This is a genomic window from Vibrio sp. 1F263 (assembly GCF_041439035.1).
GTDB lineage: Bacteria > Pseudomonadota > Gammaproteobacteria > Enterobacterales > Vibrionaceae > Vibrio > Vibrio tasmaniensis_A.
Genome location: NZ_JBGONI010000001.1, coordinates 159417 through 180430, shown reverse-complemented (window position 1 = coordinate 180430; position 21014 = coordinate 159417). Strand labels below are relative to the sequence as shown.

Sequence of the window (21014 nt, the reverse complement as noted above, 5' to 3'; positions counted from 1 at the left end):
TGAACTTTAGAGTTTTAACTCTACTTGGGTTTTGAGTGCGTAAAATTTTTTGGGGGTATTTCCGCAGGGTGTTAACTAGTGGTATGATGAGTAAATTAGAACAAAATAATTAAATTGGATTGAAGTGTAGATGGTCATTAAGGCAAAGAGCCCGGCAGGATTTGCAGAAAAGTATATCATTGAAAGTATTTGGAATGGCCGTTTCGCTCCAGGTTCTATCTTGCCCGCAGAGCGTGAGCTTTCTGAGCTGATTGGTGTTACACGTACTACGCTTCGTGAAGTACTTCAGCGTCTTGCTCGTGATGGTTGGTTGACAATCCAACACGGTAAGCCAACTAAAGTTAATCAGTTTATGGAAACGTCAGGTCTTCATATCCTTGATACATTAATGACGTTGGACGTTGATAACGCAAGTAAAATGGTAGAAGACCTGCTTGCTGCTCGTACTAATATCAGCCCTATCTTTATGCGTTATGCATTCAAAGCAAATAAAGAGGCTTCAGAGCGTACGATTACTAACGTAATTGAATCTTGTGAATCTTTACTTGCGGCACCTACTTGGGATGAATTCTTAGAATCGTCGCCATATGCTGACAAGATCAAACAATCGGTGAAAGAAGACGTAGAAAAAGATGAAGCGAAGCGTCAAACGATCTTAATTGCTAAAACTTTTAACTTCTACGATTACATGCTTTTCCAACGTTTAGCATTCCATTCAGGTAACCAAATTTATGGCCTGATCTTTAATGGTGTTCGAAAATTGTACGACCGTGTTGGTAGCTACTACTTCTCTAACCCAGAAGCTCGTCGTTTAGCCATGGAGTTCTACAAAAACTTGTTTGTTATTTGTGAAAGCGGTGAGCGTGAGAATTTGCCACTTGTGATTCGTAACTACGGTATCGCAAGCGCACAGATTTGGAACGAGATGAAGACAACGTTACCGACAAACTTTACTGAAGACGACAGCTAAGTCTTTTCATTAAACTACTGTTCGGTTGTTTTACTTATTGAGTAAACGACGTAAAGAAAACGAAAAAGCGGCGAGATAATCAAATTATCTCGCCGCTTTTTATTTATTGATAGTTGGTGAGAACGTATCAATAGGCAGTAACTTACCCTGCAAACTCTTCTGAGTCTGGACGGTTAGTAAATTGCACGCCATTTAGAAAATCGCAAAGTAGTTGGTCTTCACATACTTTGTAGTTCTTGTTCTCTGGCTTACGGAAGTAGGCACCAATCTCGTACTTACTTAGGCTGATGCCTACCACTTCTAATATATCTAATACATCTTCTGCTTTCATGTTCAACGCAATACGCAGCTTCATGAAAATCATGTTGTTAGTCAGAGCTACTTCAGGTTTAGGTTGAACACCTTCTTTTTTGCCACGCTTAAGATTGATAAAACCATTTAGGAATACCGCTAACTCTTTATCTTTCATCTTAGAGCATGACTTGTCGTTGTCGTCTTTTAGCCAATTAATCACTTGGTCATGAGCAACGGTCACATCAGCTTGCTCGATAGCTTTAATGATCTGTGCATTTTTAAGGTTTAGCGCGTGTTGAATACGACGCAAGATTTCGTTGTTAGTCACTGGGGATTCCTAAAAAGGGTTTGAAGAGTAAAGAGGTGTTGGTTAGCCCGTTATTGTCGGCAAACAAATTTCTACTCTACATAGCATAGTTGACGGCGACTCTAACAGAGAACGCTTATTTTCGGTAGATATAAAAAATCCCCAATGCTTATCAACTCATTCAAGTTAAAAGTGCATTAGGGATTTCGCTATGAGTGCTTGTTATCTGACTGAAGCCAGAGCTACATTACACGCATGCCAGGTTGAGCACCTTCGTGTGGTTCAAGGATCCACAAGTCACTGCCACCAGGACCAGCAGCTAGGATCATGCCTTCAGACATACCAAACTTCATCTTACGAGGTTTAAGGTTTGCTACCATGACAGTTAGTTTGCCTTCTAACTCTTCAGGTTTGTACGCTGACTTGATACCAGAGAATACTTGGCGAGTTTCACCACCGATGTCCAGTTGGAACTTCAGTAGCTTGTTCGCTTTTGGTACTTCTTCACATGAGATAATACGAGCAATACGCATATCGACTGCTGCAAAGGCATCGAATTCAATCTCGTCTGCGATTGGCTCTTTGTCTAGCTCAGTTTGGCTTGCTTGCTCTTTTTCAGCTTCTGCTTTTTCTTTTGCTGCTGCTTCAGCGGCTGCATCTTCTTTAGAAGACTCGATCATTGCTTCCACTTTCTTCGGATCAATACGGCTAAACAGCGCTTTGAACTTAGTGATTTCGTGATCAGTTAGCGGTGTAGCAATCGCTTCCCACGTTAGCTCTTCGTTTAGGAAAGCTTCAGTGCGAGCCGCAAGCTCTGGCATAACGGGTTTCAGGTAAGCCATTAGCACGCGGAATAGGTTAATACCCACAGAAGAAACTTCTTGAAGCTCTTTCTCTTTACCTTCTTCTTTTGCAAGAACCCAAGGTGCTTTTTCGTCGATGTACTGGTTAGCTTTATCAGCTAGTGCAGTAATTTCACGGATAGCGCGGCTGAACTCACGAGTTTCGTACAGCTGACCGATACGCTCTGCAGCAGCAACGAATTCGTTGTAAAGCTCTGGTTCTGCAAATTCAGCAGAAAGCTTGCCTTCGAAACGCTTAGTGATGAAGCCAGCGTTACGAGACGCTAAGTTAACAATCTTGTTTACCACGTCAGCGTTTACACGTTGAGTGAAGTCTTCAAGGTTAAGGTCAAGGTCATCGATACGGCTGTTTAGCTTAGCAGCGTAGTAGTAGCGAAGACACTCAGGGTCTAGGTGATTTAAGTACGTACTTGCTTTGATGAATGTGCCTTTCGACTTAGACATTTTCGCACCGTTCACCGTTACGTAGCCGTGTACGAATACGTTGTTTGGCTTACGGAAACCAGCGCCTTCTAGCATTGCAGGCCAGAATAGGCTGTGGAAGTAAACGATGTCTTTACCGATGAAGTGGTAAAGCTCAGTTGTGCTGTCTTTCTTCCAGTATTCGTCAAAGTTGAGATCGTCGCGCTTGTCACATAGGTTCTTGAAAGAAGCCATGTAGCCAACAGGAGCGTCTAGCCAAACGTAGAAAAATTTGTTTTTCTCGCCTGGGATTTCGAAACCGAAGTAAGGTGCATCACGTGAGATATCCCACTGTTGCAGGCCAGACTCGAACCATTCCTGCATTTTGTTTGCAGTTTCATTCTGTAGAGAACCAGAACGAGTCCACTCTTTAAGCATGCTTTCGAACTGAGGTAGGTCGAAGAAGAAGTGCTCAGAATCTTTCATTACTGGAGTTGCGCCAGAAACCGCTGATTTAGGGTTAATTAGCTCAGTTGGGCTGTATGTCTCACCACAGTTATCACAGTTATCACCATACTGGTCTTCTGACTTACACTTAGGGCAAGTACCTTTTACGAAGCGGTCTGGTAGGAACATCTCTTTCTCAGGGTCGAAAAGCTGAGAAATAGTACGGCTAGAAATGAAGCCGTTCTTTTTAAGTTCTAGATAGATGTGAGAAGCCAGTTCACGGTTCTCTTCGCTATGTGTGCTGTGGTAGTTATCAAAGCTGATATCAAAGCCAGCGAAGTCTTTTTGGTGCTCTTCACTAACAGCAGCGATCATCTCTTCTGGCGTGATACCCATCTGTTGAGCTTTAAGCATAATTGGCGTGCCGTGAGCATCGTCAGCACAGATGAAGTTTACAGTGTTGCCACGTAGACGCTGGTATCGAACCCAGATATCAGCTTGGATATGCTCAAGCATATGGCCAAGGTGAATAGAGCCGTTAGCGTACGGAAGCGCACAAGTTACCAAAAGTTGTCTTGGATCAGTTGCCATACTTAATAATTCGCTTTTTTGATAGGTATAAATTTTGAGAGGTAATACTACTTTATAACGTGTGATACGCCAAGGTATCAGACAAAGGATTCCCCTAGTTTTTTAGGGGTTCAGTCTTCATCTCGTGGGTGATAGCATAAATAAAAAAAGGAGCCCCAATGCGTAACTTTACTTCTAAGCAAGATTTCTGTTCATGGTTGAATGAGTTCGAGTCACCAATCCTCATCCCAGAGTGGGCGCTACACCAAAATATTGTATCGGTTGATCCGCGTGGGTCATTTGTTATTACCTTGCCTTTTGCTGCCAATCAGCTCGCGGTTGAACTGGAACAGTGGATCCACTCCCAGATTGAACAGCAACTTGTTAGCGCTTTTCAGTTTGAAGTAAAAGTGAAGCCGTCTGCGCTAGAAACAACAGTCGCGACACCTTTGAAGGGCGTTAAGAACATTATCGCCGTGACGTCGGCAAAGGGTGGGGTGGGTAAATCGACAACTTCGGTAAACCTTGCGCTTGCGTTATCTAAGTCAGGTTCAAAAGTGGGCTTGTTGGATGCGGATATCTATGGTCCATCTGTGCCGATGATGCTCGGTCAACTGGATGCAAAGCCAGAAGTGCAGAACAACAAATGGATGATGCCAATCGAGGCGCACGGCATTTTTACGCATTCTATTGGCTATCTTGTGTCGAAAGATGATGCTGCAATCTGGCGTGGCCCAATGGCAGCGAAGGCTTTAGGTCAGCTCGTGAATGAAACCGTATGGCCAGAATTGGATTACCTTGTTATCGACATGCCACCGGGTACGGGTGATATTCAGCTAACGCTTTCGCAGCAGATCCCAGTGACGGGCGCGGTTGTGGTGACCACCCCTCAAGATTTGGCATTAGCCGATGCGCGTAAAGGTGTGGCGATGTTTGATAAAGTGAGCGTGCCAGTGGCAGGCTTAGTGGAAAACATGAGCTACCATATCTGTAGCCACTGTGGCGAGAAAGAGCATATCTTTGGCGCTGGTGGCGCGGAAGCCATGTCAGAAGAGTTTTACCTCGATATCTTAGCGCAAATTCCGCTGCACATTGATGTACGGGAAGATATTGATGCAGGTTGCCCAACCGTTATACGTCGTCCAGACAGTGAACACACGCGTCATTACTTAGAGCTTGCTGAGAACGTGGCTGCGAAGATGTTCTGGACTGGTAAGGCGAGACCAGAGGCGATTAACTTCTCGATGGTTGAATAGCAATGGCTGATCACAAAGGTGTGTAAATCATGTTTGGGTGAGATAAACAACGGTTGGATTAGGTGGATAGCCATAGGGGGTGTGCATATAGTTGTATTTAAGTTATTTGAAAGCAAACGATTGTTTTAAGTAAATGTATTGAGATCATCAATTTGACTGCAATTAGCTAACATCGCGACTAGAATCTATATGCTTTAGCCCCTATAATCAGGCGGTTTATCTCTTCCCACCACCAAACCATATCGGGTGCAAATTAATGTCTGATAATAATCAATGTGTCATCGTAGGTATCGCTGGCGCTTCAGCTTCAGGAAAAAGCCTGATCGCGAGTACGATTTATAATGAGCTGCGCGAAAAAGTAGGCGACCATCAAATTGGTGTTATCACGGAAGATTGCTATTACAGCGACCAAAGTCACTTGAGTATGGAAGAGCGAGTTAAAACTAACTACGACCACCCAAATGCACTAGATCATGACCTTTTATGCGAACATCTACAGCAGCTAATGAGTGGCAATGCCGTAGAAGTTCCAGAATACAGCTACACAGAACATACACGCACTTCTGAAACGACTACACTTACTCCTAAGAAAGTGATCATTTTAGAAGGTATTCTGCTTCTGACAGACCCGCGTCTTCGTAAACTAATGCACGCAAGCGTATTTATGGATACACCGTTGGACATCTGTCTACTACGTCGTGTTAAGCGTGATGTAGAAGAGCGTGGTCGAACAATGGATACGGTACTTAAACAATACCAAGAAACAGTACGCCCAATGTTCATGCAGTTTATCGAGCCTTCAAAACAACATGCAGACATCATCGTTCCTCGTGGTGGTAAAAACCGTATTGCGATTGATGTGCTAAAAGCGCATATTGCGAAGTTGTTGAAGTCTTAATCGAATAAAATGTTGCCTAAGTGACTCACTTAGCTTTATTTTTTACCGAATCAGTGGCACTTTTATAGTGCCACTTTCTTTTGGAATCTAAGCAAGGAATATGCGGATGAAGAAACTACTCATTTTCATAGCTGTACCAGTGTTTGTTGTCGTTGCAGCAATTCTGGCACTAGTGCTGTTAGTGAATCCCAACCAATTTAAGCCATTAATTGTCGAACAAGCCCAAAAACACACAGGCCTAGAGCTCGTGATCGAGGGTGATATCAGTTGGCAATTCTTCCCATCTATTGGCTTCGAACTTGGTCAAACTGAATTACGTAACCCTGAAGGGTTCACTCAACCAAACCTGTTTAAGGTTGATACGGTTGGCGTTGATGTTTCGGTTACTCCGCTATTTAGCAATCAACTAGAGATCGGCAATATCACTCTAGATGGTGCAGAATTTTATTTAGAAACGCTTAAAGATGGTCGCAAGAACATCGATGCGCTCACACAAGCGTCTGCTCCTAAGGAGTCTGAACCTGCAGCGGATACAAGTTCTGAAGCAACACCGGCGCCTCAAGAGCAAACTTCTACAGACACATCTGGCTGGACGATCAATCTTGCAGGTGTAACAGTCTCAAACGCATTGTTTGAGATGGACGACAAGCAAGCAGGTTCATTCACTAAGCTATACGATGTGTCTTTGAGTCTTTCTGAGTTTGCCGTTGATACATGGACGACCGCGACATTTGCGGCTTCTGGTGAAAACAACCAACAGAAGTTCTCTGCAAATGGCAGTGCTGAATTCAAATTAGCGGAAGGCTTTGCAAGCTACGCATTACGAAATATTGACCTTAATGCGAAGTTCAATGATCCAGCAACGTCGATCGAGTCAGCGAAGATTGGCTTAAATACGTTTGAGTTCGATAAGGTTAACCAACTGACTTATGCGGTGATTGGTAATGCTGCTGGTCTTGACCTTGATCTTAAAGGTGGCGGTGACTTAACTGTCGATAGCGCGATCTCAAAAGTTACACTGAACAAGTTAACATTAGACTCAACATTCAAAGGTGAAACGCTTCCTCAATCACCAATGAAAGTGGATATGCTGTCTGACTTAAGCTTTGATCTAACGAAGAGTCACTTGAGCTTTGTGCTAGAGAAGCTGCAAGCTAACGCTATCGCACTAGACGGTAAAGCGGACATCACTTTATCTGAAATACCAAAGGTTCGTTTTTCTCTTCATAGCCCGAACATCGATTTAGATGAGTTCTTAGGCCTAGGTAATACAGAAGAAACAGCGAGCGCTGCGCCTTCTGATTCTGCTGGTGGCTCAACTTCAAATACTACAGCTTCTTCGACGTCAAGTTCAGATAACTCGGCTCCTGCGAAAGAAGTAGAACCTGATCTGTCAGCTCTGAAAACGCTCGATGTGAAAGGTAATATCACAATCGATAAGTTCAAGGCGAACAACGCAAAAATGCAGAACGTGAAAACTGCGTTCTCAGTTAACCGTGGTATCGCAGATCTGACATCGTTTACCTCGAATCTTTACCAAGGCTCTATCTCGGCAACAGCACGATTAGATGCACGCAAGACGCCTGCGACTTACACGGCTAAGAAAAAGATTAAAGGCGTAAAAGTACAACCGTTACTGGTTGACGTAGCGAACAACGATACGCTGGAAGGTACCGGTAATATCGATGTTAACGTTAAAGGTAAGAGCTTGACGCCAACAGGAATCAAGAAGAACTTGGTAGGTACTATTGCGATTAACTTTGAAGATGGTGCGGTTAATGGCATCAACATCGCGCAACTGATTAGAGAAAACTACGCTAAGATCAAAGGCGAAAAAGTCGAAAGCAAAGATGAGTCTCAAAAGACAGATTTTAGTGCAATGAAAGCAACACTCAAGGTTGATAAAGGTTGGGTTTCAACGAACGACTTATCGGCACAGTCGCCTCTTTTACGCGTGACAGGTCAAGGTAAAGCAAACTTCATCAATGAAACGGTCGACTTCCTGGTTCGCACGTCAATTGTTGGTTCGCTTGAAGGCCAGGGTGGTAAGAGCATTGATGATCTCAAAGATGTGACGATTCCAATTAAGGTAACCGGCCAGTGGGCTGACCCGAAATTTGGGCTTGTTTTTGATGATGTGTTGAAACAGAAAGCTGAAAAAGAGATTGATCGCGGTATTAAGAAACTTGAAGAAAAATACGGTGACAAGATCAAAGATGAGAAAACTAGAGATGCAGTCAATGGTTTACTCAAAGGCTTGTTTAACTAATCGCCATTTTAAATAAATAGCATATAAATAGCGCCATTCCTTATTACGAGGAATGGCGCTTTTGTTTGGCTGCCGATAATACCCAAGAGAGATTCCCTATGAAGCTCGCCCCTCGCATTAGGGAATGACGATAGGTATTAGTGCCTTGTTCAAGGGCGTGACAGTCTAGTGGTCGTCATCCTCGAGAGGGAAGAATGACCGAGTCGGGGATCTCTGGTTGAATGCAATTACCAGTCAACGCCTTGCAGAGCTTTAACACCAGATTCAAAAGCGTGTTTAACGTTACGAACTTCAGACACGGTATCGGCCATGTCCGTTAAAGTTCGATGCGCTCCACGGCCTGTGATGATCACTGATTGCATTTTAGGGCGGTTATTCAGAGCTTCTACCACTTCATCCAATTCAATGTAGCCATAGCTCACCATGTACGTCAGCTCATCAAACAGAATTACATCAATCGACTCATCAGCTAGCATGCGTTGGCACTCTTTCCATACGCGCTGTGCGGCTTCAATATCTTTCGCCTTATTTTGAGTTTCCCAAGTAAAGCCTGTACCCATCACTTGGAACTCTACATCGAGTTTTTGAAGAACGTTCTTTTCACCGTTATCCCAGGTTCCCTTTACAAACTGAGCAACGGCACATTTCTTACCGTGACCGACTGCACGTGTAATCGTACCGAAACCTGATGTCGATTTCCCTTTCCCGTTACCAGTAATAACCAATAACAGTCCTTTCACTTCTTGCGCTGCTGCAACACGTGCATCGACTTGCTCTTTTACTTTCTGCTGTCTTGCTTTGTGGCGTTGTTCTTTGTTGTCTTCGGTCGACATAACAAATCCTTTTAAGTTGTGATTACGCCTATCATAGCCTAACTTAACGATAGCAAAAACCATCGGAAGAACAGGTGATTATGGATGAAAAAGATACTCGTGGTTTGTATGGGGAATATTTGTCGTTCACCAACAGGTGAAGCGGTGCTGAGAAAGAAAGCTCAGCAGATGGATATTAATGTAACGGTCGACTCCGCTGGGACAATTGGCTTTCATCAAGGCAACGCGCCAGACTCACGTTCAAAATCAGCAGGAGAGAAGCGAGGCTACAGCTTTAAAGGGATTACTTCTCGTAAAGTGGTAGATAATGACTTCGAAGAGTTTGACCTGATACTTGCGGCAGACAAGGCGAATTTAGATGACTTAGTGAGCCAGTGTCCAGTTCACCTCCAATACAAGCTCGCGTTATTTTTGAGTTTTGGAGAGTCACAATATCAAGAAATTCCCGATCCTTATTATGGTGAGGGGAATGGCTTTGAATTAGTGTTGGATTTAATCGAAGAGTCGAGCGAAGCGATACTGCGTTCAATATAGTGTAGAGGCTGTGTTCTTGGTGGGCGATAAAGTATCAAGGTTCATCGATATAAAAAAGGCCGACATTGAATGTCGGCCTTTCTAAATCTAGCTTTAAGCTATGACTAAGCTTACTTAGACATTACTTTGTAGATTGGGTCTTCTGCAACGTTCGCTTCAACTAAGCTACCGGCTTTGTGCAGCATAGCAACACAGTCTTGGCTTAGGTGGCGAAGGTGAAGAGTTTTACCTAGTGCCGCGTAACGGTCAGCAATCGTGTCGATCGCTTCAATAGCAGAGTGGTCAGTGACGCGTGAGTTTGCGAAATCAACGATAACATCTTGTGGATCGTTGTATGAGTCAAACAACTCAAGGAAGTTAGCGGTTGAACCAAAGAAGATTGGACCGTTAACTTTGTACTCTTTAGAGCCTTCAGCGTTAACCGATGTGTCTGCGTAGATGTGCTTAGCATGTTGCCATGCAAACATTAGTGCAGAAGCAACAACACCCACACCAACTGCTACCGCAAGGTCAGTTAGTACTGTAACTACAGTTACAAGAACGATAACGAAGAAGTCTTGCTTAGGAACGCGACGTGCCAACTTGAAGGTTGCCCATTCAAACGTACCGATAACAACCATGAACATTACGCCCACAAGTGCTGCTAGAGGAATCATTTCAATCAGTGCAGAGCCGAACAGGATGAACATCAGTAGTGCAACTGCCGCTACGATACCTGAAAGACGACCACGACCACCTGAGTTTACGTTGATCATCGATTGACCGATCATCGCACAACCACCCATCGCGCCAAATACTGAACACGTCACGTTCGCCATACCTTGACCAACACATTCTCGGTTAGATTGACCACGAGTGTTTGTCATTTCGTCTAGTACGGTTAGCGTTAGTAGTGATTCGATTAGACCAATCGCAGCAAGAATCACTGCGTAAGGCAGGATGATGTATAGCGTTTCTAGGCTAAACGGTACTGCTGGAATAGAGAATGTTGGTAGAGAGCCCGCTAGTGTTGCAGCTTCGTCACCAGACATAGTGCGTAGGAAATCAACAACAGTGCGAGTTTCAAGATCAAGGCCTACAACCAAAGCTGTTACTGTAACAATAGCAACCAATGAAGATGGTACTGCTGTTGTTAGCTTAGGTAGGAAGTGGATGATAGCCATTGTAAGGGCTACTAGACCTAGCATTAGTGTCATTTGACCGCTTGGTAACCAAGTTAAGGCACCTGTTACGTCTGGCGCTTTAAATTGACCAAGCTGAGCAAGGAAGATAACAATAGCCAAACCGTTCACGAAACCAATCATTACTGGGTGTGGAACGATACGGATAAATTTACCTAGCTTGAATACACCCGCTGCAATTTGCAGAAGGCCGGCTAGCATAACTGCCGCAAAGAGGTATTGAACGCCGTGGGTTGCTACTAGGCTCACCATTACTACAGCCATTGCGCCTGTTGCACCAGAAATCATACCTGGACGACCGCCGAAGACAGAAGTAATTAAACCTACGATGAATGCTGCGTAAAGACCAACCATTGGGTCAACGCCTGCAACGAAGGCGAATGCTACGGCTTCAGGTACCAGAGCTAAGGCTACGGTAAGACCTGAAAGCACATCATTTTTTACAGAGTGCTTTGAAAATTGTGGGAATTCGAACATGTTTGCTCAGCTATGCTTAAAATGGGTTTACCGACACGAGTGTATTGCGTAGCCAAACAGTGATGAAAAAGAGCGGCAATAGCTAAGTGTCGAAAATATAAGTGCGCGAATGCTACCCAAAAATGTGATTAAGTTCAAGGTTGAACCCTATTTTGAGTAATATATCTATTATAACTAATCGGAACTGTGGATATAAAAAAAGGGCGACTTATGAATAAGTCGCCCTTAGATAGTTCTCTGCAGATTACTCTGCGAAGCTCATTAGTATTGAGGTTTAGTCATGCCTGCGCCGGCTTTATTTGACGCTGCTTGGCTACCTGCACCTTTCGATACAAAACGCTCAGTACGGAATGGAGCCGCAACAACTTGAATCTCTTTGATCTCTTGAGGACCAGGAGCTTTAGTCATTGGTGAACCTGCTTGTTTTTTAGCAACCGCTGCCTTTGGTGCCGCTTTAGGAGCTTCTACTTTTACCACAGGAGCTTCTTCTACTTTTACACTTTCAGCTTTAGGTGCTTCAGCTTCAACAACTTGTGTTGCTTCTACTTGCACAGCTTCTGCTACAACAGGCGATTCAACTTTCGCAGTTTCAGCAATCACTGGAGTTTCAACTTTCTCAGTTTCAACTACCGCAGGAGCTTCAGTTACCTGAGTTTCAACGACAGTTTCAGCTTCTTCACGGCGGATAATGACTTTACCCATCGCAAGTTCAGGACATGCAAAGCCGCCAGCCATAGCTGTGTTACTTTGTGGTGCCGTCTCTTGAGCTACGTTTTGCTCTTGTACAGCAACTTGAGTTTCAACAGCTACTTGAACTTCAGCCACTTCAGGTTTTGCCTGATTATGGTGAGGTTTTGGAATGAAGCGAGGCATCACTTTACCCATAGCCATCTCTGGAGAAGCTACACCACCTTTACGTAGGCGGAATGGGTTAGGACGACGATCACGACCGCGACGACGACGTTGACCACTTGCACGTAGGTGACGTGGAGAACGACGGTTGCGACGTTGCTTCGGCTCTTCCTGTTCTGTTTGTTCATCAGCGTTTGCTTGAGTTGCTTCTACTTGTTCCGCAACTTTTTGCTCTTGAGCTACTGATTGTTCTTTCGCAATAGACTGTTCTTTAGCAACAGCAGACTCATTTGACGAGTTTTCTGAAGCTTCAGCTTGTTGGTCTTTAATACGAACTTGTTTGTTCAGTTTACGACGCTGACGACGCTCTTTAATCTTAGCTGCTTTCGCTTCTGGCTTAGCCTTAGGCGCTTCTAGTTTATCAGCTTGAGCTTCTGCCGCTAGCTGTAGACCTTCTTCTGCTAATTTAGATGGTGCTAGCTCTTCGCGTTGCTTCTGCTCATCACGTGACTTATTGCGACGGTCTTGCTTAGGCTTACGAGGCTGGCGATTTTGCTGTGGAGCAGTTTCTTTCTGCTCTTCAGGTTTCTCATCACGAACTGGTTTACGACGGCGTTTGTTGTCACGGTTTTCGTTACGATTGTCACCACGCTCACCACGTTGTTCACCACGGTCACCACGTTGGTTACGACGACGGTTATCGTTACGATCACGGCGTTGACGGTTGCCGTTGTTGCGATTGTTCTTAGGTTTCTCTTCTTGCTTCTCTTCTTCTTTTTTCTCTTCTTGAGTTGAAGAGCCAAATAAGAAGCTACCGATAGCTTTGAAGAAACGACCAACTAAACCTGGTTCTTGAGTCGCTGCTGATTCAGCTTTTTTCTCTTCTACAGCTTTAGGTGCTGGAGCTGGAGTCGGTGCTGATTGAGCAGGAGCTGCGAAGCCTTTAAGAGCTGGCTCTTCGATCTTCTTAGGACGAATAGTCTGTTCTGCAGGCTCTTTGCTTTCTGCTTCTTTTAGAGCTTCTAGCTTGGTAGGCAGCAAGTAAGACAGTAGGTCGAACTCTTCACCTTCACGAACACGGATAACCTCAAAGTGCGGTGTTTCCATGTCAGAGTTAGGAACTACAGTGATCTTAACTTCTTGGTTCTTCTCGATGTGGTTTACTGAGCGACGTTTTTCGTTCAATAGGTAAGAAGCGATAGGAACAGGGACTACAGCAAGAACTTGCGCAGTGTTGTCTTTTAGAGCTTCTTCTTCGATCAGACGTAGAACAGATAGTGCTAGAGATTCGTTATCACGAACAACACCAGTACCTGTACAGCGAGGACAAATGTGGTGGCTTGCTTCTGCTAGTGATGGACTCAAACGTTGACGAGACATCTCTAGAAGACCAAAGCGAGAAATACGACCAATCTGAACACGTGCGCGATCTAAACGAACGGCATCACGTAGACGACTTTCTACTTCGCGTTGGTGGCGAACCGGAGTCATATCGATAAAGTCGATAACAACAAGACCACCTAGGTCACGTAGACGTAATTGACGTGCAATTTCATCGGCTGCTTCTAGGTTAGTGTTAAGTGCTGTTTCTTCGATATCGCCGCCCTTTGTTGCACGAGCAGAGTTGATATCGATAGAAGTCAGAGCTTCTGTTGGGTCGATTACGATAGAACCACCAGATGGAAGACGAACTTCACGTTGGAAAGCAGATTCGATCTGGCTTTCAATCTGGTAATGGCTGAATAGTGGTACTTCACCATCGTATTTCTTAACGCGATTCATGAAATCTGGGCGTATTAATTGAATGTGCGCTTGTGCACGTTCAAAAATAGTATTGCTGTCGATTAGAATCTCGCCAATATCACGACGTAGATAGTCACGAATCGCACGAACGATAACGTTACTTTCTTGGTGAATAAGGAAAGGAGCTGCATTTGAATCAGAAGCTTGCTTGATAGCGCCCCAGTGATTCAATAGAACGTTCAAGTCCCACTCTAGCTCTTCTGCACTTTTGCCTACACCCGCTGTACGCACAATTAAGCCCATACCTTGAGGAAGCTCAAGAGTGCTTAATGCTGCTTTCAGTTGAGTGCGTTCATCACCTTCGATACGACGAGAAATACCGCCAGCGCGAGGGTTATTTGGCATAAGAACTAAGTAACTACCCGCCAAAGAGATGAAAGTTGTCAGTGCAGCGCCTTTGCTACCACGTTCTTCTTTCTCAACTTGTACGATTACTTCTTGTCCTTCTCTTAGCACTTCTTTAATGCTAGGACGGCCTTGGTATGTATAACCTTCAGGGAAGTATTCGCGGGCAATTTCTTTAAGAGGGAGGAAACCGTGACGTTCTGCGCCGTAATCAACAAATGCCGCTTCTAGGCTTGGTTCAATACGGGTAATACGTCCTTTGTAGATATTCGCTTTCTTTGATTCGTGACCTGGACTTTCGATATCTAGATCGAACAGTCGCTGGCCATCAACCAAAGCGACACGCAACTCTTCTTTTTGAGTTGCGTTAATTAACATTCTTTTCATTTAGAAATTCTCATTGTCTTTTCTTATTTTCATCATTGGTCTTATCGCTTTAGTTCGTTTCTCATGGTGCCAGATCCCATGGCTTTATCGGTGCAGCCTCCCGGCTGGAGTAGGGATGCTCTGGGGCACGTCAGTCATCATAGGGAGTTAGCCTATGATCCGCGATGTGGCGGTGAATACTCAACATGAGTGTACGTGAGTAGAGCGATAAGGAACTCAGTTGACCGTGTCTTACGCCGATTGCAGCACTGTCTAATCTGAGTCATCTACTCATTTACTTGCTTATGAATGGTTAGCTGTTTAAATATTAGTCAATCCATTGATAGCAGCTGTGAACTATAGCAGCGGTCGGTAAACACAGCAATCTGCTTTGTCGTAATGCGGTAAAAAAAACAGTTTTTGTTTGGGTTTTGATAGCTCTAACTCACTGTCTATAAATAATTTATCAATTGATATTTTAATTTGCAGGAAGCTTGGTGCTTTTTTGTTCGAAGAATCAAAGAAATATAGAACTTCAATGACCTTTTAGGGATAGATCGGCAGGGATTATAGATAAATAAGTTCAGAATAGGGTTAAGAAAATCTCAATTATCAAAAGTGACAGTGATACAATGGCCTAATGAGCGAAATTAGAACCCAAGTCCAATTTGTCGACATTGACGAAGATATGGCTGGTCAGCGTATTGATAACTTCTTACGCAACCAATTAAAAAACATCCCGAAAAGCATGATTTATCGAATCGTGCGTAAAGGCGAAGTCCGCGTAAACAAAAAACGCATCAAGGCTGAATACAAACTAAAAGCAGGTGATTTAGTTCGTATCCCGCCAGTCACTATTGAAGAGAAAACAGAAGAGAACGTGCCAAGCACGAAACTCAATAAGGTTTCGGAATTGGAACAGTGCATCATCTATGAAGATGATCACATGCTGATTCTCAATAAACCATCAGGTACTGCGGTTCATGGTGGCAGCGGCTTGAAGTTTGGCGCGATTGAAGCATTGCGTGCTCTTCGCCCTGATGCTCGTTTTCTTGAGTTAGTGCACCGTATTGATAGAGATACGTCTGGCATTTTGCTTGTTGCTAAGAAGCGCTCGGCGCTAAGACACCTTCAAGCACAGTTCCGTGAAAAAACGGTTCAAAAATACTATTTCGCTCTAGTGATGGGCGAATGGAAGAACAGCTGTAAAGTCGTCAACGCACCGTTGTTAAAAAATGAAGTGAATAGCATTGTTCGAGTGAACCCGAATGGTAAACTTTCTGAAACCCGCTTTAAGGTTTTAGAGAAATTCCAAGAGGCGACGTTGATTCAAGCTAGCCCAATTACAGGCCGTACACACCAAATCCGTGTGCACGCTCAGTATACTGGTCATCCAATAGCTTGGGATGATCGTTACGGTGATCGTCGTTTCGATGCTTATACGGGTAAAGTAGGACTGAATCGTCTGTTCTTACATGCAGCCAACATCAAGTTTACCCACCCGGGTAGCGAAGAGAAGATGGATATCTCGGCGCCAATGGAAAGAAGGCTAGAGAAAGCCTTAACTGGTTTACGTAAGCTTTAAGAATATACGAGATATTTCGTGAATTGAGTATCGATGCATCAAATGGAAAAGGTTGACGAATATCGTCAACCTTTTTTTGTTTTCATATGTTGCAGAAGATCCCCAACTCGCTCCTTCTTCCTTCTTCCTTCCACCTTCTTTGCTCTTGAGGATGACGATTTTTCAAAGTCAGGCTCTACATCATGATCTGATTGGATAATATAGATATCATCGTCATTCCCTAGACTGACGAAGGAAGGGGGAGGGAATTTCCAATAGAGTGGTAAGTATCGCTTACAACACGTTCATTCCTTGTGCCTCAAGCATATCGACTAAATCGATCAGAGGTAAGCCGATCAGCGTGTTTGGGTCTTTACCTTCCATCTGTTTAAACAATGCAATACCTAACCCTTCGCACATAAAACTGCCCGCGCAGTAATAAGGCTGCTCTTTCTCAACATAAGAAATGATCTGTTGCTCAGTTAAATCGCGGAAATGCACAACAAAGGTGTCGAGACGCGTGTCAGCTTTATTGGTCTCGCTGTTCCATACCGTTATCCCAGTATAGAAAGTGATGCTCTTACCACTTTGACGAGACAATTGCTCAATCGCTTTCTCACGAGTATGAGGTTTGCCAATGATTTCTTCGTCAATCACACATACTTGATCGGAACCAATCACTAGGCTTGGTTGTTCGACAGCACAAGACTTGGCTTTGGTTTCAGCAAGACGCATTACCAATTGTTGAGGAGTCTCTTCTGGAAGTGGCGTTTCATCGCAGTCAGGCTTCGCTGTGACAAAGTCTAACTGTAGTTTTTTGAGGATCTCTTGCCTAAATGGAGATGTAGAAGCTAAAACTAGTTGGTAATTTCTCATTTTAATTTACAATTCGTGTAAGCATTTAGTTCAGGATAACGTAACTTAGCCTGCTATTCATAATGCTCTGAACAGGAAAGGTAGGAAAGTACATTTTTTTTGCCATTTCCTTTGACTAAACACGATTTGGAAGATAAGATTCGCGCCCTATGCAAAAGGAAAAAATACCGCGTACAGTTGATCCGGCAAGAACGGCTCAAAAACGACTCGATATGGATGGTATCATTCAAATCAGTCTTTTAAAGCGTTTAACCGAAACAACTGAAGGCGTAAAACGTGACGCGCAAGTCTCAATGTCATTTGGGCTTGATGAACAACGATTAGTCGTTATCTCTGGTAAAGCTAACGTCGAAGTCGATTTAGAGTGTCAACGTTGTAATGAGGTTTTCGCACATGAGTGCGATGTCCAATTTACTTATACTCCTGTTTACAGCGAGAAAAGTGAAGAGGAAGCACCGGAAGAGTACGATTTGGTAGATCTGAACGAGTACGGTGAGTTAGACCTGATTCAATTAGTTGAAGACGAGTTCATCCTTGGATTGCCACAAATAGCAATGCACGACGATGCGAAATGTAGCGTTAACTCAAATAACTTGGTGTTTGGTGAACTTCCTGAAGAAATTGAGGAAGATAAAAAGCCGAATCCATTTGATGTTTTAAAAAACTTAAAGAAGTAACTTATTAGTAAGTATCTTTAAGAATTTACATAGGAGTAGGGTCAATGGCCGTACAAAAGAGCAAGAAATCACGTTCAATGCGTGGCATGCGTCGTTCACACGATGCGCTAACTACAGCTGCACTTTCTGTAGACGCAACTTCAGGTGAAACTCACCTACGTCACAACGTGACTGCCGAAGGTTTCTACCGCGGCAAAAAGGTTATCAACAAGTAAGGTTGACCTTTGCAAAATCTAACCGTTGCGCTTGATGCAATGGGCGGGGACTTCGGTCCTCGTGTTACAGTGCCTGCCGCCGTGCAGGCACTGTCGTATTTCCCAGAGCTAAAAGTCATTCTAATAGGTGATCGAAACGCGATCACATCTCAATTATCTTCATTAGGTCGAATGCCTGATTCTCGTTTGAGTATCCAGCATTGTGATCGAGTCATTTCCAATTCTGAAAAACCTTCACTGGCCCTACGCAACAGTCAGGGTAGCTCTATGCGTGCTGCTATCGATCTGGTTGCCGAGTCACAAGCTGATGCTTGTGTGAGTGGTGGCAATACCGGCGCACTGATGGCGTTATCTCGTTTCCGACTCAAACTCCTTCCTGGTATTGATAGGCCTGCATTGGTTTCAGCTTTGCCTACCGCTTCTGGCAACCGTACATGGATGCTCGATTTAGGAGCGAACGTTTCTAGTGACGCGGATTCACTGTTTCAGTTTGCCGTAATGGGCAGTGCATTAGCAGAACAACATTTAGGTCGCGTGCCTCGTGTCGCTATCTTGAATATCGGCGCTGAAGAAATCAAAGGCAATGACCTTGTAAAACGATGCGCTGAAATGTTGTCGAATACTCAGTCTGTGAACTTCATAGGCTATATTGAAGGTAATCAATTACTTCAAGATGCGGCTGATGTCGTCGTATGTGATGGTTTTGTGGGCAATGTCTGCTTAAAAACGTGTGAAGGTACGGCTCAGCTCTTTATTGATAAGCTAAAAACGCGCATGATGGCTTCAACAATAAAGGGTTGGATCGCCAGAATGTTGTTTTCTGAGCTATTTACTGAATTAAAAACCTTGAACCCCGACCAGTATAACGGCGCAAGTTTGTTAGGATTGCGCGGCATTGTCATTAAAAGCCATGGAAGTGCTGATGTGTCTGCAGTCGTCAACGCGATTGGTGAGGCAGTACACGAGGTCAAACGACAAGTCCCCAGTCGCATTAGCGATCGTTTGGAAGCGGTTTTACTCGAGAGGCATTATTAGTCTTCATGTATAGCAAAATTTTAGGTACTGGCAGCTACTTGCCATCTCAGGTGCGTACTAACGCAGACTTAGAGAAAATGGTAGAGACTAGCGATGAGTGGATCGTTGCTAGAACAGGTATTAAAGAGCGTCGTATTTCAGCGGAAAACGAAACTGTTGCGGATATGGCGTTTTACGCTGCTGAGAATGCCATTGAGATGGCAGGTATCGACAAAGAAGATATTGATTTAATCATCGTTGCGACAACCAGCAGTAGCCACACATTTCCGTCTTCGGCATGTCAGGTACAAGGCAAGCTTGGTATCAAAGGCTGCCCTGCGTTTGATTTGGCTGCGGCGTGTTCTGGTTTTGTCTACGCACTGTCTGTTGCTGATCAACACATCAAGACTGGCATGTGTAAGAACGTTTTGGTAATCGGTGCGGATGCACTGTCAAAAACCTGTGATCCGACTGACCGCTCTACTATCATCTTATTTGGTGATGCTGCAGGTGCGGTGGTTGTTGGCGCAAGCGAAGAGCCAGGTATTTTGTCTACTCACATTTACTCTGATGGTAAATATGGTGAGCTTCTAAGCCTAGAAGTTCCAGAGCGTGGCGGTGATGCGGACAAATGGTTGCACATGGCGGGCAACGAAGTATTTAAAGTGGCGGTAACTCAGCTTTCTAAGCTAGTGAAAGACACATTAGCGGCGAACAATATGGATAAGTCAGAGCTTGATTGGTTAGTTCCACATCAAGCGAACTACCGTATTATCTCGGCAACCGCTAAAAAGCTGACGATGTCGCTTGATCAAGTTGTGATTACTCTTGATAAGCACGGCAATACGTCGGCAGCTACCGTACCAACGGCCCTTGATGAGGCTGTTCGCGACGGGCGAATTAAACGTGGTCAAACGCTTCTACTTGAAGCGTTTGGTGGCGGCTTCACTTGGGGTTCTGCGTTAGTTAAATTCTAACCCCAAGCGATAATCAACAAACAAGGCACATAACTTATGTGCCTTATTCAATTTTTTGCTTTGCTTAAAGGAAAATTACTATGAGCAAATTTGCTATCGTATTCCCAGGCCAAGGCTCTCAAGCTATCGGTATGCTTGCTGACCTAGGCGAACAGTATGATGTTGTTAAAAAGACATTTGCTGAAGCTTCAGAAGCACTTGGTTACGATCTATGGGCATTGGTTCAAGATGGTCCAGTAGAAAATCTAAATGAAACTTTCCGTACTCAACCGGCTCTACTAACAGCGTCTGTTGCAATCTGGCGTGTATGGCAAGAGCTTGGTCTAGAGCAACCTGCAAACCTAGCCGGCCACAGCCTAGGCGAATACTCTGCACTAGTGTGTGCGGGTGTTATCGACTTTAAAGAAGCGATCAAGCTAGTTGAGCTACGTGGTCAACTGATGCAAGAAGCGGTTCCTGCGGGCGTTGGTGCAATGTACGCAATCATCGGTCTAGATGATGAAGCGATTGCTAAAGCGTGTGAAGAAGCGGCACAAGACGAAGTTGTGTCTCCAGTTAACTTCAATTCACCTGGCCAAGTTGTTATCGCGGGTAACAAAGCAGCAGTAGAGCGCGCTGGTGCACTATGTAAAGAAGCGGGCGCTAAACGTGCACTTCCTTTACCAGTATCTGTGCCGTCTCACTGTGCCCTTATGAAGCCTGCAGCAGACAAGCTAGCGGTTGCTCTAGAAGCTCTAGAGTTCAACACGCCGGCACTGCCTGTTATCAATAACGTTGATGTTATTGCTGAAACAGACCCGGAAAAAATCAAAAGCGCACTTGTTCGCCAGCTGTACAGCCCAGTTCGTTGGACTGAAGGTGTACAAGCTATGAATGAGCAAGGCGTAGAGAAGCTACTAGAATTAGGCCCAGGTAAAGTTCTTACCGGTCTAACAAAACGAATCGTAAAAACTATGACAGCTGCTGCAGTTAATGACACTGCATCACTAGAAGCTGCTAAGTAAATAAACACTTAATAGAGAAG

General features: G+C 44.2%; 17 protein-coding genes. 11 read left to right on the top strand and 6 right to left on the bottom strand.

Annotated features, from left to right (window positions below):
• The first annotated feature begins 130 nt into the window (after positions 1-130).
• On the top strand, positions 131-970 hold the full coding sequence (gene fadR, locus ACED25_RS00755; RefSeq protein WP_009848622.1) for a fatty acid metabolism transcriptional regulator FadR: 840 nt from the start codon (positions 131-133) through the stop codon (positions 968-970).
• Between the two features lie 142 nt (positions 971-1112).
• Here fadR and ACED25_RS00750 read toward each other — a convergent pair whose 3' ends face one another.
• Complete coding sequence (locus tag ACED25_RS00750) at positions 1113-1592, bottom strand: DUF1456 family protein (RefSeq protein WP_009848621.1); 480 nt, start codon at positions 1590-1592, stop codon at positions 1113-1115.
• 221 nt (positions 1593-1813) lie between these two features.
• The gene (gene metG, locus ACED25_RS00745) at positions 1814-3874 is read right to left on the bottom strand and encodes a methionine--tRNA ligase (protein ID WP_009848620.1); all 2061 of its coding nucleotides are present in this window, start codon (positions 3872-3874) and stop codon (positions 1814-1816) included.
• A 158-nt stretch (positions 3875-4032) separates the two neighbouring features.
• On the opposite strand from metG, the gene apbC reads away from it, so the two are divergent.
• From apbC to ACED25_RS00730, 3 genes are all read left to right on the top strand, one after another.
• On the top strand, positions 4033-5109 hold the full coding sequence (apbC, locus tag ACED25_RS00740) for an iron-sulfur cluster carrier protein ApbC (protein ID WP_009848619.1): 1077 nt from the start codon (positions 4033-4035) through the stop codon (positions 5107-5109).
• 256 nt (positions 5110-5365) lie between these two features.
• The gene (gene udk / locus ACED25_RS00735; RefSeq protein WP_004734002.1) at positions 5366-6007 is read left to right on the top strand and encodes a uridine kinase; all 642 of its coding nucleotides are present in this window, start codon (positions 5366-5368) and stop codon (positions 6005-6007) included.
• Between the two features lie 106 nt (positions 6008-6113).
• Entirely contained in the window at positions 6114-8276 is a 2163-nt protein-coding gene (locus ACED25_RS00730; protein ID WP_371694421.1) for an AsmA family protein, read from the top strand.
• A 227-nt stretch (positions 8277-8503) separates the two neighbouring features.
• On the opposite strand, the gene cobO is transcribed toward ACED25_RS00730, so the two are convergent.
• Positions 8504-9109, bottom strand: coding sequence for a cob(I)yrinic acid a,c-diamide adenosyltransferase (gene cobO, locus ACED25_RS00725; RefSeq protein ID WP_029224060.1), 606 nt, complete (start codon positions 9107-9109; stop codon positions 8504-8506).
• A gap of 84 nt (positions 9110-9193) precedes the next feature.
• Between cobO and ACED25_RS00720 the strand changes: the two genes are divergently transcribed.
• Positions 9194-9643, top strand: a complete 450-nt coding sequence (locus tag ACED25_RS00720; protein WP_017099041.1) for a low molecular weight protein-tyrosine-phosphatase — start codon at positions 9194-9196, stop codon at positions 9641-9643.
• Between the two features lie 110 nt (positions 9644-9753).
• Here the strand turns inward: ACED25_RS00720 and ACED25_RS00715 are convergent, their stop codons facing one another.
• Both ACED25_RS00715 and rne read right to left on the bottom strand, forming a co-directional pair.
• Positions 9754-11301 carry a SulP family inorganic anion transporter gene (locus tag ACED25_RS00715; protein WP_009848614.1) on the bottom strand — a complete coding sequence of 516 codons (1548 nt, stop codon included), beginning with the start codon at positions 11299-11301 and terminating at the stop codon, positions 9754-9756.
• A 261-nt stretch (positions 11302-11562) separates the two neighbouring features.
• Complete coding sequence (rne, locus tag ACED25_RS00710; protein WP_371694420.1) at positions 11563-14688, bottom strand: ribonuclease E; 3126 nt, start codon at positions 14686-14688, stop codon at positions 11563-11565.
• A gap of 619 nt (positions 14689-15307) precedes the next feature.
• Between rne and rluC the strand changes: the two genes are divergently transcribed.
• Positions 15308-16252: a 23S rRNA pseudouridine(955/2504/2580) synthase RluC gene (gene rluC, locus ACED25_RS00705; RefSeq protein ID WP_135380496.1), complete on the top strand. Its 945-nt coding sequence runs from the start codon at positions 15308-15310 to the stop codon at positions 16250-16252.
• Between the two features lie 273 nt (positions 16253-16525).
• Here rluC and ACED25_RS00700 read toward each other — a convergent pair whose 3' ends face one another.
• Complete coding sequence (locus ACED25_RS00700; RefSeq protein ID WP_017099037.1) at positions 16526-17107, bottom strand: nucleoside triphosphate pyrophosphatase; 582 nt, start codon at positions 17105-17107, stop codon at positions 16526-16528.
• A gap of 149 nt (positions 17108-17256) precedes the next feature.
• Between ACED25_RS00700 and yceD the strand changes: the two genes are divergently transcribed.
• From yceD to fabD, 5 genes are all read left to right on the top strand, one after another.
• Positions 17257-17784, top strand: coding sequence for a 23S rRNA accumulation protein YceD (gene yceD, locus ACED25_RS00695; protein ID WP_371694419.1), 528 nt, complete (start codon positions 17257-17259; stop codon positions 17782-17784).
• A gap of 44 nt (positions 17785-17828) precedes the next feature.
• A complete protein-coding gene (gene rpmF / locus ACED25_RS00690; protein ID WP_004737376.1) occupies positions 17829-17999 on the top strand; it encodes a 50S ribosomal protein L32 in 171 nt (56 codons plus the stop codon).
• A 9-nt stretch (positions 18000-18008) separates the two neighbouring features.
• Positions 18009-19034, top strand: coding sequence for a phosphate acyltransferase PlsX (gene plsX / locus ACED25_RS00685; protein WP_012603565.1), 1026 nt, complete (start codon positions 18009-18011; stop codon positions 19032-19034).
• 5 nt (positions 19035-19039) lie between these two features.
• Positions 19040-19990, top strand: a complete 951-nt coding sequence (locus ACED25_RS00680) for a beta-ketoacyl-ACP synthase III (RefSeq protein ID WP_010437276.1) — start codon at positions 19040-19042, stop codon at positions 19988-19990.
• An 80-nt stretch (positions 19991-20070) separates the two neighbouring features.
• A complete protein-coding gene (gene fabD / locus ACED25_RS00675; RefSeq protein WP_371694418.1) occupies positions 20071-20994 on the top strand; it encodes an ACP S-malonyltransferase in 924 nt (307 codons plus the stop codon).
• Positions 20995-21014: the final 20 nt, after the last annotated feature.